At 47.3% G+C, this 14,757-nt stretch carries 15 protein-coding genes; 6 read left to right on the forward strand and 9 right to left on the reverse strand.

What is annotated here, in order from left to right; translation table 11 throughout:
* Positions 1–29: 29 nt before the first annotated feature.
* Together HZU75_RS14585 and HZU75_RS14590 are read right to left on the reverse strand one after the other, a co-directional pair.
* Positions 30–1,295, reverse strand: a complete 1,266-nt coding sequence (locus HZU75_RS14585; protein WP_180306732.1) for a Y-family DNA polymerase — start codon at positions 1,293–1,295, stop codon at positions 30–32.
* A complete protein-coding gene (locus tag HZU75_RS14590; protein ID WP_180306733.1) occupies positions 1,292–1,741 on the reverse strand; it encodes a LexA family protein in 450 nt (149 codons plus the stop codon). Before HZU75_RS14590 ends, HZU75_RS14585 begins: the two co-directional genes overlap by 4 nt.
* A 60-nt stretch (positions 1,742–1,801) precedes the next feature.
* Here HZU75_RS14590 and HZU75_RS14595 point away from each other — a divergent pair, with 60 nt between their 5' ends.
* Positions 1,802–2,461 carry an SOS response-associated peptidase gene (locus HZU75_RS14595; RefSeq protein ID WP_180306734.1) on the forward strand — a complete coding sequence of 220 codons (660 nt, stop codon included), beginning with the start codon at positions 1,802–1,804 and terminating at the stop codon, positions 2,459–2,461.
* A gap of 121 nt (positions 2,462–2,582) precedes the next feature.
* Here the strand turns inward: HZU75_RS14595 and HZU75_RS14600 are convergent, their stop codons facing one another.
* Positions 2,583–2,753 (reverse strand): helix-turn-helix transcriptional regulator, encoded by a 171-nt coding sequence (locus HZU75_RS14600; protein ID WP_180306735.1) that lies wholly within the window; start codon positions 2,751–2,753, stop codon positions 2,583–2,585.
* Between the two features lie 512 nt (positions 2,754–3,265).
* Here HZU75_RS14600 and HZU75_RS14605 point away from each other — a divergent pair.
* The 3 genes from HZU75_RS14605 (at position 3,266) to HZU75_RS14615 (ending at position 4,857) form a co-directional block, all read left to right on the forward strand.
* Positions 3,266–3,433: a ribbon-helix-helix protein, CopG family gene (locus tag HZU75_RS14605; RefSeq protein WP_180306736.1), complete on the forward strand. Its 168-nt coding sequence runs from the start codon at positions 3,266–3,268 to the stop codon at positions 3,431–3,433.
* Entirely contained in the window at positions 3,430–3,996 is a 567-nt protein-coding gene (locus HZU75_RS14610) for a relaxase/mobilization nuclease domain-containing protein (protein ID WP_180306737.1), read from the forward strand. The genes HZU75_RS14605 and HZU75_RS14610 overlap by 4 nt, the downstream gene beginning before the upstream one ends.
* Positions 3,997–4,125: 129 nt before the next feature.
* Complete coding sequence (locus HZU75_RS14615; RefSeq protein ID WP_180306738.1) at positions 4,126–4,857, forward strand: hypothetical protein; 732 nt, start codon at positions 4,126–4,128, stop codon at positions 4,855–4,857.
* A gap of 129 nt (positions 4,858–4,986) precedes the next feature.
* Here the strand turns inward: HZU75_RS14615 and HZU75_RS14620 are convergent, their stop codons facing one another.
* The 3 genes from HZU75_RS14620 to HZU75_RS14630 are packed head-to-tail and all read right to left on the reverse strand — an operon-like array spanning position 4,987 to position 7,366.
* Positions 4,987–6,108 carry a hypothetical protein gene (locus HZU75_RS14620; protein WP_180306739.1) on the reverse strand — a complete coding sequence of 374 codons (1,122 nt, stop codon included), beginning with the start codon at positions 6,106–6,108 and terminating at the stop codon, positions 4,987–4,989.
* A 38-nt stretch (positions 6,109–6,146) separates the two neighbouring features.
* Positions 6,147–6,950 (reverse strand): hypothetical protein, encoded by an 804-nt coding sequence (locus HZU75_RS14625; RefSeq protein ID WP_180306740.1) that lies wholly within the window; start codon positions 6,948–6,950, stop codon positions 6,147–6,149.
* A complete protein-coding gene (locus HZU75_RS14630; RefSeq protein ID WP_180306741.1) occupies positions 6,947–7,366 on the reverse strand; it encodes a hypothetical protein in 420 nt (139 codons plus the stop codon). The genes HZU75_RS14625 and HZU75_RS14630 overlap by 4 nt, the downstream gene beginning before the upstream one ends.
* Before the next feature lie 141 nt (positions 7,367–7,507).
* Between HZU75_RS14630 and HZU75_RS14635 the strand changes: the two genes are divergently transcribed.
* Positions 7,508–7,759, forward strand: coding sequence for a helix-turn-helix domain-containing protein (locus HZU75_RS14635; protein WP_180306742.1), 252 nt, complete (start codon positions 7,508–7,510; stop codon positions 7,757–7,759).
* Positions 7,760–8,126: 367 nt separating this feature from the next.
* Here HZU75_RS14635 and HZU75_RS14640 read toward each other — a convergent pair whose 3' ends face one another.
* The 3 genes from HZU75_RS14640 to HZU75_RS14650 all read right to left on the reverse strand — a co-directional run bounded on the left by HZU75_RS14640 (position 8,127) and on the right by HZU75_RS14650 (position 14,142).
* Positions 8,127–9,077, reverse strand: a complete 951-nt coding sequence (locus tag HZU75_RS14640) for an SEL1-like repeat protein (RefSeq protein ID WP_228028089.1) — start codon at positions 9,075–9,077, stop codon at positions 8,127–8,129.
* A gap of 74 nt (positions 9,078–9,151) precedes the next feature.
* Positions 9,152–11,140 carry a phospholipase D-like domain-containing protein gene (locus HZU75_RS14645; RefSeq protein ID WP_180306743.1) on the reverse strand — a complete coding sequence of 663 codons (1,989 nt, stop codon included), beginning with the start codon at positions 11,138–11,140 and terminating at the stop codon, positions 9,152–9,154.
* Complete coding sequence (locus tag HZU75_RS14650; RefSeq protein WP_180308856.1) at positions 11,137–14,142, reverse strand: type VI secretion system Vgr family protein; 3,006 nt, start codon at positions 14,140–14,142, stop codon at positions 11,137–11,139. The genes HZU75_RS14645 and HZU75_RS14650 overlap by 4 nt, the downstream gene beginning before the upstream one ends.
* Positions 14,143–14,528: 386 nt before the next feature.
* On the opposite strand from HZU75_RS14650, the gene HZU75_RS14655 reads away from it, so the two are divergent.
* Entirely contained in the window at positions 14,529–14,726 is a 198-nt protein-coding gene (locus tag HZU75_RS14655; protein ID WP_180306744.1) for a heavy-metal-associated domain-containing protein, read from the forward strand.
* Positions 14,727–14,757: the final 31 nt, after the last annotated feature.

Genomic DNA, 14,757 nt, shown 5'->3' on the forward strand with positions numbered 1-14,757 from the left:
CAAATCAGGTCATGTTCGGCGTTATTGCATTATTTGGCTATTGGGATGTCTGTCCATCTCGTAGTCCAAAACGGAGACAGGCTATTTTGTTTCATTTTCCAGGCATGGTTGGCACCTGCGCTGGCAAGGTGAATGCTGCCACGCCCCCAGCGGCGATTGATTTCATCCATGGTGGCATTGAGTTCTGCGCGTTTAATCGGGTCAGCCGTTTGCAAAAAGAGATGACCTTGAATCGCGGTATTGGGCTGTAGGTCGCTGAGCATCACGCCCGCTTTGGCGTAGCTAAAGCCGGGTTGGTAGATGCGAGCCAACATCCATAAGGCCACTTGGGTGAGTTTTAAGGTGTCATCACTGGGTTGCGACAAAGGCAGCATCACATGCCGACTGTATTGCGGATCTTTCGGCCGGAATGGATTGGTGCGAATAAAGATACTCAAGCTGGCGGCTACTGACTTTTGCATCCTGAGCTTTTCAGCGGCACGTGCGATATAGGTGCTAATCGCTTCGGCCAATTGTTGCTCGGTATAGATTGGCTGACCAAACGAGCGGGAGCACAAGATCTGCTGTTTATCCGGCTGCATTTCTTCGATCTGAATGCAGGGATGGCCATTGAGCTCTTCAACCGTACGTTGCAGTACCACGCTATAGCGTGCCCGAATTTGCTCCGAATTGGCGTGAGCTAAATCTGCGGCAGTGTAGATGCCTTGCTGATTGAGGCGTTGTGAGATTTTACGACCCACACCCCAAATTTCACCGACTTCAATCTCGCGCATAATCTGTAACTGCTGCGCAGGACTGAACTTCGCCCATTCGCATACACCAGCAAACCCAGTGCGTTTTTTTGCAATGTGGTTGGCCAGTTTGGCGAGCGTCTTGGTTGGCGCAATACCGACGCACACAGGTAAACCCGTCCACTGCATCACCGTTTGTTTGAGGGTTTGACCGAGTTCAGTGTGATCACCGCCGATACCATTTAAACCCAAGAAACACTCGTCAACTGAATAGACTTCCTGATGCGGGCTAAACATCCCAAGCACCCGCATTACGCGATTACTCATATCGGCATATAGGGCATAGTTGCTGCTGTAGGCAATCAAGCCAGTTTCTTTGGCAAACTCACGCAGTTGATGCCATGGCGCACCCATCTTCACACCCAGTGCTTTAGCTTCGGCCGAGCGTGAAATCACACAACCATCGTTATTCGATAGCACGACCATGGGCTTGCCTTCCAACTTGGGCTCAAACACCCGCTGGCAACTGACATAAAAGTTGTTTACGTCGATCAGCGCAATCATTTGGGGCGCACAATCCACGCAATCACTACACCCCAGACCGCAAGCTCTTGCTCATCGCCGAGCACAATCGGCGGGTAGTCGGGATTTTCTGCGACCAAGGCCAAATGCTTGCCACGCTGGAATAGACGCTTCACGGTAAAGTCGCCATCAATCGCTGCCACCACAATGTCATTGTGTTTGGCTTGAATCGCACGATCCACCACCAAGGTGGCCCCATTGGGAATGGTACGCTCGGATAAATGACTCACCATGCTATCTCCCGACACCGTGAAATAGAACGTTGCATCGGGATGGCTAATCAAGTGCTGGTTGAGATCGACCCGATCTTCAACCCAATCGGCAGCAGGTGAGGGAAACCCTGCGGGAACTGATTCACCAATCCAAGGTAGGTAATACACCGTTGAATTGGGATCAGCTGGAAATGGCCCCAGCAAAAAACTCGACATCGCAGTATCCTTATCTGAACTGGAATCAGACCATTATAGAACGATCGTTCTCTTTTTGCGATGTGCGTTAATTATTTAACTATCCCGAAGCAAACCTTGTTGAGCCATTTTGAGGCTGCGCCGCCCAATGAAGATTGGCCTGCTGAAGTGTGGCAAGACTATCAAGCCCCCATCTTGGTCGCGGGAGATATGGCACGCCAAGCCATCATCGCCAACTATGGCTTCTTACCGCAGCGCAAACTCCAGCAAGGTACGCGCTACAGCACGATGAATGCACGTGCTGAAACGATTGGGGAATTGAAAAGCTATCGCGGAGCATGGCGCAACAGCCAGCTGTGTCTTGTGCCGATGCTTGGTTTTTTTGAGCCATGCTACGAATCAGGTAAAGCAGTGCGCCACCAAATCAGCTTGGCCAGTGATGAACCCTTTGCGGTGGCCGGAATCTGGCGCACGTGGGAAGAAGAAAATGGCCAATTGAGTTACTCGTTCACGCAAATTACGATTAACGCTGACGATCATCCGCTCATGAAGCGAATGCACAAACCCAACGATGAAAAACGGGGATTAGTCATCATCCCTGAGCGTGACTACGATGCTTGGCTGGACTGCAACAATCCCGAACTAGCCCGAACCTTTCTCAGACATTTGCCTGCAGATCAAATGCAAACCATCGCAAAGCCGATTCAACGCAATTCTGGTTTCTCGGGAGCATTGTTTTAATCCGCACATGGATTTTCTCCTTAAGGGAGAGCCAACTAGCCAACTAAAACCTGCTAGCACCTACTGATTATCAGCTCAAAAAAAGGGGCGCGTGGAGTCATCTACACACCCCTTTTTTTCGTCATGTACTGCGGTTTTTCTTGAGATAAGCCTCGATCTCGGCGAGGTCAAACCCAATCGCCCGTGACCCCAATTTGATGGGGTGGAATGCACCTGCGTTGATCAAGTTGTACACCGTCGATCTTGACAGCGATAGACGTTTGCATAGTTCTTTGACTCTGACGATTTGCATGATTTAACTCCCAATATCGGTTTCGATGGGAAAAGTGTACCGCTACTCGCTTTAAAAAAAAGGGGAAGTTGGGATTATTTTAAAAAAATTGCATTATTTTTTTTGGGGATAACCCCTTCTCTTTGTTAGTATCCCGTGTTAGTCGCGCGAGGAATAAGTGATTTCAGTCAGGCTTAAAATTTGCCAATTTCCCATTTGCATCAATTTTGATATGTGAGAATAATAAAAATAAGGAAAGGGACATCGTGACTACACGCGATCCTGTGTGTCAGGGTTAATCTGGAACTCATGCCGTATGTACTTGTATTTTAATTATACGATTAACCCAAGCTAAATAGTGTGGGTGAGACTTCAGGTTGGATAAGAACATGCTATTAACTCGGTGTTGGGTTGTTGCCGATCAAAGTTGTCTAGCCATCTATTGTGTTGTGACCTCTAAATCTTAGTCATGATCTGTGTTTAGTTGAGTTATTTATATGTTTTTTTTAATATGAAAAGTAAAGGAGCATGAGATGAAATCGGTTAAAAAGAAAGAGTCTAAGGTGATTAGTTTTCGAGTAAATGCTGAGATGTATATGGCTATCGATAAATTGGCCGGTAAGTATTCGTGCAGAAATAAATCGGATGCTATGCGTAGACTGTTGATTGAGTACATGACAGAACAAGGATATTTGAAATGATTGTTAAATGTACGCCGTTTACGGCGATGTCGATGTTCGGAAAATTCAATTACCTGATTAAAAAGGAGTTTGATAATGAAATAGTAAATTATATTGGTTTTGAAAGTAATAATTTAAGCGGGAGAAGAGCTGAAATTATAGATCTGGTTGGCGTATCAAGACCAAATGAAATTAAAATATATAATATTAAAGTTAGTTGGAGTGAATATGAAATTCCTCTGGTGAGCGAGGTGGATGAGGTCGTTAATTCATTGTTGAGCAAGTTGCGGCTAGATAAAGAAAAAATAATATATGGTGTACATCATGACACAGATAATTTGCACATACATGTGTTGGTGTATTTATCTACAAAGTGCCAAAAAATAAAATTTAATAATGATGTTCATTCGGTTGGAGTTCAAATCGCTTCTAAATTTGGCTTTTGGTATGGTAAGCATAATCATTCTCAGCCTGCGGTGAGATTGCCAAAGGAGTTAAGAACGTTATTGAAAGAAGGTAACCCAGAAGAGGTTGTGAAAATAATAAAAAAACAAGAGGGTAATCATTTGGTTTTGGAGTGGTAACAGGTTCGTTATCATTATAACGAATTACCAGTATGGATTACGAAAAAAATAGACAGTTTCAATCCTGTTCGCTTTAATTGTGTTGATGCTCCTACTCCTGCGGATTTTGATGTTCCAGGTCTTAAAGATTTGTTAAATAATGATCTGGATTTTATAGTTAAACTATATGAAGGCGAAAATCCGCGTCCTATTTCATTTGATCTTACATGGCAGATTATGGACCTTCAGCGAAGGCTGATCCAAAATCGGGCAGCAAATGTGAAAACAAAGTCACATGTTTATTTTAAGAATAAAGATCATTATTTCGTAAGCGGTGCTGGTGTGAGTTATGTCGATCTTACCGAAATGCCAGTAAAATTTTTTCGTTGGAAACCAGGGATAAAATACGGTAGATTTATGGTTGTTGATTTATATAAGGCATTGTCAAAAGTAAGAAGCCTGAATAAAGTTAATATGAATGATGTTTTAAATTTCGATCCGACTTTGATGGGTGAAAAATCACGGTATGCTTGGTGGGATGCTGTGCTCAGTTCTGTGAATGTCAAAATACATGATTCAAGAAAATTAATTGTACTTAAGGCATTGGATTTGATATTCAATCGACCAAGCGATGTTAATTTTGCTAGATGGGGTGCATATGGTAAGTATCTTGATCGGGCTGTAGAGAATGTCGTGAATAAATATGGCGATGATCAAATTGGGAATATTGAAAATCTGATTCCTAACCTGTTTCCCGAGTTGAATGGCTTAATATGTAAAAATTTAATGGAAGCATTTTTGCGGGATGACCCCATGCCAGAACAACAGCCTCGCAGCTCGGTTAGTGATGCGCAGGCTTTCCCTAGAACAAACCCTAGTTAGCTATGGTGCTATGACAGGTTCCCTAGATAGCATTTCATTCGAGTTATTGAATGCATCAGTGTAGTGAGATGCTTGAGAGGCAGCGTTAACCACCTCTCCGTTGAAATTTCCAAGCAAAACTGAGTCGAACTATTTTTTAACGATCACAGGATTTATCGCCGAGGTAGGGGTAAAGCTGAATGTGATCTGCGGCAGGTTGTTGAGAGTAATCACCACCTGATGCGTGGTATTGGCCTCTAGTGGATCCATCGGGAGTAAAAATGCTTGTGCCGCGTCAAAACTAGATTCGCCTCTGTTGCAACCAGTTAAGTCTCCTGGAATAGGATTTGTGCAGCCATTTTGGATTGGTCGCACAGGCACTAATTGATTAGTGCGCGTGTTTTTAACCGATGCAGACAAGATCACAGGTGTGATCCCTTGTGGTACTTGAATCAAGATCGGCGTACCCGTTACGCGAGATCCAACATCTGGCGCTGGGTTCGGAGACTCTTGACTCGGCGAGAACTGATTAGGCACACGAGATCCTTGACATGGATAAGTACGCGCTCGGTCCTGCCCTGTTTTACCCGTGTCAACTAAAGTTAGGTCACCTTGTAAAAAGGTGAGGCGATACCGTTCAATGCCGTCTGGTGAGGTTGATTTGATGAGTGATGTGCCTACATCTCGCAACGGCAACATATTGGCGCCCAAATGATAGACGGTGTTGAGCAACGATTGCGCCATTGCTTCTCCAGCCGTATTCAAGCTCTGATAGGCATAGCCCAGTGGTAAGGCTCCAGTGGTTAAGGTCTCTGTAACTCGAGGTGATCCCGTCAAGCCACTCGAGCTATTGGCATTTGGATAATTGCGGTAAGTAGCCCGTTGAATCGGTGTATTGCCCGTATATCCGGTTTTTCCCAATGTTTGGTCATGGACGTAGCTCAAATCATTTTCTGCTACACGATTCACGTAATAGTTGTTTGCATCATTTGCCGCCAAACTCAGCGCGTTTGAAGTATTGATACTTCCGAAACCACACTCATTTCGTGCTGCGTTTAAATATGCCTGTGCCGCTAGTGTTGCAGTAGTGACGGTTTGAGATGGATCCGCCGTCGGTGACGCTGAAGCAACTGGAGCAGGTGTATTACTTGGGCTGGGCGTACTTGCTCCTGTACTTGTTGAACTATTACTTCCACCCCCCCCGCCGCCGCAGGCAGTTAAAACTAGGGAAAGAACAAGGGACATATAGCTGGTACGTTTGAGATGAGACATCGCTGGCCTGTGAAATTAGATTCAAGAATGAAAAGTGGTTAATCAGAATCGGAAACTACTTTGGGTGGTTTTTTCACCAATGTGGGATCAGCTAGCCATGTAAGATGGCGGTTGAGTAAGCCTTCTAAACCAGACTTGTGCTCCAGATAAAACATGGGCCAGTCAAAGGTAAATCCCAATGCAGGTAACGCCGGCATGTTGAAGAGCAAATATAGGCGCGCCATCAAGGCATAGAGCAGTGCAATGCCGCCAAATATCATCACCAAGGCTTGATCGTTTAAAGCCAGACTTCCTAGCCAGGCACCAAGCACTAATATAAAAGTACCAAGGGTAGGTACGTTCAAATGGTCACGTAATTTCAGCGCATCACGGATTTGATTAGGTAAGGCCAGCTGATAGAGACCCTGCGTGCTATGGTTGACCAAACCGACAGCAATAGAATCCAATTCAGGTTTGCGCCAATATTTGCTGACGTAAGCGGATCCATACACGACGGTGATTAACTGTCCCTCGCGCAAAGGTACATCTAACTTGGGAAGATCAATCTCAAGCTCACCTGCAAGCGGATCGAATAGCCAAAAATGGCTATCAACTTCGGTCTTAGAGGTGACATAAAGCCGATGTGAGTCTAATCCGGGATGTTGCCCATAATGCGACGAGATTTTTTCTCGCTCACGGCGCTCAGGTGACAGCACCATGCCCGTGAAAGAATGAAATGAAACCACTTTTTTGCCGAAATTGTAGCTGTCTAGGTCGAATGATCTGGACTTACAAAACTGCAAAAAACCCTCTTCAGTGAGTCCATTTAAATCATGGCCCATTTGATTATTATCGCGGTTCATTTTGTGCAAAACCGAGCGCTAAATGACGGCATACTTGGCATTGCTTTGCCATGACCAACCGCTTGGCATAATTGATCAAACTGCTCCAGCTTTTGGCCAGCCAGTAGACTGTTCGCATTTCCTCTGCTGGCATTGGAAAGTGACCACAAATTATCAGCTTCGAAACGTTTGCATTCTTGTTGAATTTCAAACAATCGATCGCAATCGGCTTTAGCCATTTTGCCGCCTTCCAGTGGTTTGGTTGCGCCGCAATGCTTGGCGACCCACTCATCGACACCAAAACGACCACTATCTCTAAAAACCTGTTCTGGTACGTTTTGCACGCATCGGTCCCATTCCGCGCCCGTTTTGGGTTTAGCCAATACCGTAGCGCTCAAGCAGAGCAGAACAACGCCTAACAAAGCTGAAGGTTTCATGATGGGTTTCCTTTGGACAAACTAATTGTGCTTGATTGGTAACTTATTGCTTCTTAATTGGAACTTAAAGACAACGATAGTTGATATATATGCAACGATAGCGCGTAGAAAAGTTGTCGGCAACTCGGCAATCTTGATTACATGGAAAATACAACGAAACCATCCCAAGCTAGGCTGGTATTTGCTAAGAATGTGCGACTTGCACGTCGGCTTAGAAACCTGACACAGGAATCTTTGGCCTTAGAGGCGAGCATGAGCCGAACCTATGTCTCTGAAGTGGAGCGCGGGGCAAGGAATATCTCAATCGACAGTATGGCAATGCTGGCAGAGGCACTTGATGTACCTTTGGCTAAATTGGTCGACCCTGTTGGATTTGATTATATTAAGTTGTAAATCAAAAAGTCTCATCTCAAGGCGCTTTAGCCTAATCCGTTAACACGGTCTGGAACAGGCAGTCTGATCAGCCATTGATCATGGTTGAGAAATCTCTCACATAAAAATCGAACCAGACAGCACCCTTTCAAGCTGGTGAATTAGGGCAGGGCGGTTTGACTCGAAAGCAAACGAAAGCGGACAGCAGGTTCCAATTGTGCAGTTTCCGCACTTCGGCCAAAGCGGCCAATCAAAGCTATTTCTTGTTAGCTCAATTTAGCAATCTGCAGTGGTCTATTCAGTAAGCCGCTGCACAATAAAACCCAATTAAGACAAAGCTCCACTTCATGCCCGAATTCATTTGTTGTTAGCCGCAACCGTAAAAGCCTTACTTCTGCACCAACGTCAGCCCTGTTTTCGGATCTAGTCCCTTGAATTGAGCCAGTTTTGTGATCAGTACTTCATCGGGTTTGGTCGGGGCGATATTAGCTTCATATTCCGTTAACCACTTTATTTTTCCATCCCATTTTGGCAATGGAGCAGGCGGCAAAGGCACGATTTCATCGATATCATCCATCGTTGGCTTGAGGTAGTAATAATCTGATAGGAATTTACCAATTATCTTATAGCGCTGAACCCGTTCATCATCTTTTTCTTGCCCCAAATAATCTAAAGAATCCTCTGTTTTTGGGGCTGAAAAACTCCCCTGCAAAACCGATGCTGCCATTGAGCTACCCGCCTTTACGGCCAATTGATATGCAACAGATGCGTCTGCATAATTTTTCTCAACGTGCAGGTCTGTTGCTAAACTCTCAGCCGCTTCGGCATGCCCTTGCTCGGCGGCACAACGCCACATTTGTTTGGCTACATTTGGAGCAATATTGATTGGAGCTAACTTCTCAGCTACAAAATATTGTCCTTCGGGGCTGCCCATATCGGCAGATTTTCTGAAGTAGCGTAAAGCTAATTCATGATCTTGGTCGTAGCCTGTGCCTTTTTCTAGAAAATGCCCCATATGGTAATACCCAGCCGGGATATTCTGTTTTACCAAGGCATCATTGAGATCCAACACTTCCGACATCAAGCCCTCAAAGCGATCTGCAGTCAGGCCCAATTGTAAATTTACATTGGCTTTCCAATGCCCATTGGCTGCGGCAATACGATACAGTCGCGCAATTTCCGCGTTTACCTGTACATCGCGTTTTAGCAAATTTTCTCTTTCCAGATAGCGGGCATATTTAAACAGCACATCCGCTTCGGGCGGCAATGCAGGCACATGATCTTTTTCATAAGCACAGGTGAAGGCCAGCTTAAATTTGACGTCTTCGAGTTTGGGCACTGCTTTATCCTTATCTAAATTACATGCGCCAAGCAATAGGCATAGTACGATGACGCTACAGCGTATAAACATGGCTAGTCCTTATTAGTGAGGGCTGGGCTACCACGATAAAACTCAATCAACGAGGCTTCTGGCTGAAGTTTTTGAGCCTGCCGTCGTTTATTCCTGTTAATAATTTTTCTCCATTCTAAATAAGCGACCGCCGGATCATCTTGCGCCCCCATCTCTTTGGTATGTAGATTCCACAAATCGCGGCGTAGCTTTTGGCTGACACTTTTCCATTCATGCGCGATATTGAGCTCACTATCGACCTCCATGCTGCGGGTATTGATATTGGCCGATCCATGCGTCGTAAAGACATCATTCACAATCATTAGCTTGCTGTGAATATAAACAGGCGTCCATTGTTGACCTTCTACAGGCACATCCACATCTTGCGAACTTCCCATCGCGTAAACATGCTGTTTGCGTGTGGTATCAGCAGTAGCAATTGAGTCTGGAGAGACTAGCGTGCAGATATGCACTTTCAAGCCTGGAACTTCTTCGGGCATGATTGTGGCATCTTGCCCTGATTTTTTTGCCTGCCGGTATTTGTTCTCACTGGCCGACAATGCCGCTTTTGCTTCTTGCTCTTTCTGTTGGGCTGCACTCAGTTGTTCGAGATTTTTCTGGTGTTCAGGGGTGATCGAACCAAATTGAATCCCCCCTTCGACCTGCGGAGCACTCGCATTTACTTGCTTCTGTGCTTGTTTAGCTTCTTTGCTCGCGATCTCATATTGTTCTTCACGCCAATCCAATTCAGATTTTCTCGCAACACCAGGAATGGTATCAGCACGACCAAGGCTATCCATCATGCGATAAGTATTCACAGTCCCATCGCTCATGCCTTCGTCGCTGGAGTTGGTAACCACGAATAGATGCAGATAACCATTTTTAGGAGGATTACGCCCCCAATTGGTTTGGGCACCAATGGCTGCTTTGATTTTTTCAGCTAAAGGTGGCCAACGGAAATATTGGTTCTCGATGTAAATCATGCTGGTCGCATTATTTGCGGCTTGGAGATACAACGTTTCAATATCACGCTTATTTGCTTGAGATTGAGTGCGTAATAACTGCGCCATCAAAGCACATCCCCCAGTTCGAGGGTAGAGCTTTGCCGCAACCGCTTTCGCATTTCGCTGAGAGAGTAAATCTTCACCCACAGCCGCTTTCCAAGCTGTCGCAAAATTATGATGCAAATGTTCAAGAATTGGCCCGGTAACGCTGCTTGAAATGTCTTGCCTAGGACCTGCACCATTTCGACCATGTTTTGAATCCGCATGCTGGATGCGACTATGGTCGTTTTTATCCCAATATTCATCAAGCATATTGTGTCCCATGACAAAGCCAATCGCTTGATCAGGTAGCTCATAGTCAACCAAAACTGATTTCTGATGATGTGTCACTGTTGCGGCTAAAACGCCTTGGGTCGTTTTAGAAATGCTTTTATCTGCACTGCGATAGCGGCTACGCCAAAGAATCTCTAAGCGATCGAGTGGCCCAAAGCCACGGCCAACAAATTGCAAGTTGGCAGGTTTATTTAAACGTCGTTCGTAATACCACTGACGATCAAATTCATGCTGGGTTTTAGTTGCGGTTTTGGGTTTACTAAAAATATCTTGCCCAGGCGTGTTGTTCTCTGGCCCCCATTGCGCAAAGTTGACGTCATCTGGTCCCATTGTCCAGCCGAGAACTCGGATTTGAACGCCTTGCTGAGCTTTGTATTCAAGCAATTTACCAATTTGGGCAGGGACGGGCTCTTTAATATCCGGATATTTGATGTTATCAGCCCCTTTGCGCACAAAATACATCGAAGGCTGAAAGCCCCAACAAATGATATCCACTGAACGCGTTGCTTTAGCAATTGCATAATGCACAGAACCAAATGCAGCTTCACCGTTAATCAGTGGCTGATATCCAGTAGGTACCGGATGATATTCTGTCTTTTGGACAAACCACGGCGAAGTTGTGGTCGCTGTATTGGTATCTTTTGGGCACAGTGGTACGACATAGTCATTTTTCATGTCGCATCTCCTGACCCCAGCTTGCCATCAAGCAGATCTTGATAGATTTTACGCAAATCTGAATGTGCGTTAAGAGATCGCACTTCGGAATCAGTTGCTGATGCATGCTTTTGAAAACCTTGATTAGCTAAAACACCTTGCTCGGAATTACGATATTCCGTTGGCACAGGTATTTGGTAGTTCACCCCATTAGCAAGCTCTAGCTTGTAATGTTGGGTGACAATTTCATGTTCAATAGGGAGATGACCACTCTCATCCAGCACACCCTCTTTAATTTGAGCACCATCGGCAAATAAACGATAAGGCATTCCTGCCCAGCCAAATCCTTGGGCATTAGGCGCTTGCTGCAAATTGAGAGTCAGACGTTGCTTAGGCATGCTATTGGGAAATGCAGGATGTTGAGCCGTCATTTGATCTGGTCCGCTCACTTTATGGTTTGCGCCTTTCACACTGACAGTGCCAGGGCAGTGGATTTCGATATCGCCGCCTTTCAGCCGGATATAGCCGCCGCCCGCAGTGACAAGAATTTCGTCTTTAGCGACGACGGTGATGGTTTCTTTGCAGGCCGTCACTTTCAGATCTTTATCACCGACGATCTCGATGTCACCACTCTGCGCTTGTAACTGCACCTTGCCTTTGGCGGCGATGAGTTTCAGAGCGATACTGTCTTTTACACCTGCAACAAACAGGCTGATGTGCTGCCCTACGTTGTGAATCCAGCGCCGTCCTGTCGTCTGGTTGCTGTCGCGTTGTGCGACTTGGTCGATGTTGCTGCCGGCGGTTTGGGTCAGACTGTTTGGCGTGGTGAGCGCTAGGCCGTCTTGGCCGTGGATCATCAGCAGCGGTTGCTGGCCAGCTTGGTCTTCGGATTTGCTTTTGCCGTCTGCGTCGGTATTGCTGCCCGCTTCCCAGCTTTTCGCGGCGTGGACGTGATGGTGCAAGTGGCCGGTTTTGTGCTTCTCGCCGTTGGAATTGTCGGGCTTGATCGTCTGGTCGCTTTCGCCGGTTTCGATGGTGTCGGCCAGTTGTTTGGTCGCGACTTCGCCGAGGCTTTTGGCGAGTTCTAACGCTGATTCGAGCTGGCTAGTGGCAGGGTTGCGATCGAGCTGTTTGCCGGCTGCGCCGCCTTTGGCTTCGGTGGTGAGCAGCAGGCCATGTCCAGCACGAATCGCGCCGTGGGCGTCGGTTCTGAGTTCAAATCCTTCGCCGCGGGCTTCACCTTTACCATTGCTGCGCGGGTGAATCAGGTAGCCGAGGTTGAGTTGCGTTTTGGCGTGTTCGCTGGAGAGTTTGGTGCGGACTTGGCCGGTGCTGTCGTCGAAGAGTAATTCGCCGTATTGGCCGCCTTTGTATTCTTTACTCTTGATGCCTGATAGCGTTTTATTAGCAGGTAATGCGCCTGCGCCGCTAAACGTCGGCGTCGGGTGACTGCCGTTGTAGACAACGCCCGTCACGATGGGTCTATCGATGTCGCCTTCGATGAAGTCCACCAGCACTTCTTGCCCGATACGTGGGATGAATTGATGACCCCAGCTCGCACCTGCGCTCGGATAGGCGACGCGGATCCAACACGAAGATTTATCGTCGAGATTGGCACCAAAGTCGGCATGTTCGTTGGGCCGTTGCCAGTGAAATTGAACCTTGATGCGGCCCATTTCATCGGTGTGGATTTCTTCACCCGCAGGCCCCACCACCGTGGCAGTTTGCACCCCACGCGATTTGGGTTTGGCGAGTTGCTCACTACCCGTACCATTCAGATTGAACTCAGGGGTAATCGGCTGACCACGGCGTTGGGATTTGAATTCAACGCGATACGGTGCGGGTGTATCTGTCGTACTGTTGGTGGCGGTATTGCTCGCTAACAGGCTCGGTGCAATCTGGCGCAGTTGCTGCGTTAAATCATGTGGTAGGTTGTTATGGGCAGTAAATGTCAGCTCGGTAATCGCAAACTCACGTTGCTCAGCACTATCCCACTCGTGCGCGGGGTGGTCTTCCAATCTAAACCATTGGCCTGCTTGCAAACTGCGTAGCGTACCGCTGCCGCTGAATGATTTCTTTTGGCTATCGTGCGCTTGTTGGCGCAGTTGGGCGTAATGACTCAATTGCTCAGCATCACTGGCGTAGTACAGGCTTTGCGGGTCGTAATCTTCGAACGAGGCTTGTAACTGCTGCCCACCGTCGCCTTGATCCACTGCGCTCTCGTCACCGCTGTGGCTGGTGTTGCTGGCTTTGTAATCAAAGGTGGTGAGTGCAACGTTGTTACTGCCGACTTGGCGTTGTGAAGTCCATTCGAGCAGTGCATCAGATTCTTCGGTCGCATCGGCGCGATGAAAGCGCACCAAAGAATCGCTGGCTTCGGGAAGTGCGAACGCGTCGTCAAACACTACCAACTGCACTTGTGGTGAATCAGCTGGCTGGTGTTCAAAGCGCCACGCCAAACCTTCCTCATGCATCAATCGGACAAGGAAATCGTAATCTGATTCGCGGTATTGCAGGCAGTACGATCGCTGTGGATGCGTGCCGGACAGCTTGAAGTCCAGCGTCTGGACTGCCGCAAACACTGAGTTCGCCGCCTGATGTTCACCAATCACCTGTTTGATGATGTCGGGAACCGAAATATCCTGAAACACGCGAGAAGTACGGCGATGGCGTAAGAGCGCAAACGGCGGCTCGACTTGCAAACCATACTTGGCGAACCCGCCATCCGAGCCCAACAGCTGGGCTTGCGACACGACACCGCAACGCTCGACGACGCCACCCTCAGAATCCGTAACACCTATCACCACGGGTAAACCGAGCAGTGATTTGAGTTCAATCGCACCATCGGGCGACAGGCATTCAAGGCTGTAGCGATAAGGCTGATTCACGCCCTCGCGGCCCGTCACCGACTGCGGCAACAGCTGCTCGCCCCAAGCGCTACCGTCACCGAGTTGAAGGGTGATTAGGCGTTGGTCTTGATTGAAGGCTGCGGCGAATGAGGAGAGTAGATCACTGAGGTTCATCACGAGCAGATTCGGACAACGAAAGACCGAATATATTACGTGAAAATGACTTATTTCACCCAAAGAACTCCTGTGACTAATTTCACAGCGTGTAGGCAATTGGTGCGGTGAAGCTTAATTGTAAGATTGCAGCGAGAGGCTGCTTTGGCCGATGTGTCGATGGCGATGCCTGAAAAACGAAGGGCCGCTAACCATCTGGTTGCGGCCTTCATCATTTTTGCTTCATGCCAGTGCTGTTCGGCCTTAGCGGACCGTGCAAGCCTCTGTGTAAGTAGTCGATATGTGCGTCACAACACAGCTCTCACGGCCACTTGACCTTGCTACGGTGGCAACCTTTATTGTTCATTCACGGTCAACGTAGATCGATTCTGAATGGAGAGCAAATTATGTATTCCCTTAAAGTCACTCAAATCGGTTGTGGCAGCTGTGTCGCTAAGATTAACAATGCACTCAAAGCGCTGGATGGATCTGCCGAAATTGCCATCGATCGTCTAGCGGGCATCATTCAAGTGAAAAGCGATGCTGCACTCGATGAGATTCGAATGAAGCTCAATCAGATTGGCTATCCCACTACGGTCGTATGATCTTGTGATTTCCCATTCCTTCCCAGCCCTG

Origin of the sequence: Chitinibacter fontanus (genome assembly GCF_013423785.1) — a bacterium.
Classification (GTDB): Bacteria; Pseudomonadota; Gammaproteobacteria; order Burkholderiales; family Chitinibacteraceae; genus Chitinibacter; species Chitinibacter fontanus.

Excerpts from the sequence above, each read along its gene's own strand:
- HZU75_RS14585 (WP_180306732.1), bottom strand. The coding sequence starts at position 1,295 with ATGATTGCGCTGATCGACGTAAACAACTTTTATGTCAGTTGCCAGCGG.
- HZU75_RS14590 (WP_180306733.1), bottom strand. The coding sequence starts at position 1,741 with ATGTCGAGTTTTTTGCTGGGGCCATTTCCAGCTGATCCCAATTCAACG.
- HZU75_RS14595 (WP_180306734.1), top strand. The coding sequence starts at position 1,802 with ATGTGCGTTAATTATTTAACTATCCCGAAGCAAACCTTGTTGAGCCAT.
- HZU75_RS14600 (WP_180306735.1), bottom strand. The coding sequence starts at position 2,753 with ATGCAAATCGTCAGAGTCAAAGAACTATGCAAACGTCTATCGCTGTCA.
- HZU75_RS14605 (WP_180306736.1), top strand. The coding sequence starts at position 3,266 with ATGAAATCGGTTAAAAAGAAAGAGTCTAAGGTGATTAGTTTTCGAGTA.
- HZU75_RS14610 (WP_180306737.1), top strand. The coding sequence starts at position 3,430 with ATGATTGTTAAATGTACGCCGTTTACGGCGATGTCGATGTTCGGAAAA.
- HZU75_RS14620 (WP_180306739.1), bottom strand. The coding sequence starts at position 6,108 with ATGTCTCATCTCAAACGTACCAGCTATATGTCCCTTGTTCTTTCCCTA.
- HZU75_RS14625 (WP_180306740.1), bottom strand. The coding sequence starts at position 6,950 with ATGAACCGCGATAATAATCAAATGGGCCATGATTTAAATGGACTCACT.
- HZU75_RS14630 (WP_180306741.1), bottom strand. The coding sequence starts at position 7,366 with ATGAAACCTTCAGCTTTGTTAGGCGTTGTTCTGCTCTGCTTGAGCGCT.
- HZU75_RS14635 (WP_180306742.1), top strand. The coding sequence starts at position 7,508 with ATGGAAAATACAACGAAACCATCCCAAGCTAGGCTGGTATTTGCTAAG.
- HZU75_RS14645 (WP_180306743.1), bottom strand. The coding sequence starts at position 11,140 with ATGAAAAATGACTATGTCGTACCACTGTGCCCAAAAGATACCAATACA.
- HZU75_RS14650 (WP_180308856.1), bottom strand. The coding sequence starts at position 14,142 with ATGAACCTCAGTGATCTACTCTCCTCATTCGCCGCAGCCTTCAATCAA.
- HZU75_RS14655 (WP_180306744.1), top strand. The coding sequence starts at position 14,529 with ATGTATTCCCTTAAAGTCACTCAAATCGGTTGTGGCAGCTGTGTCGCT.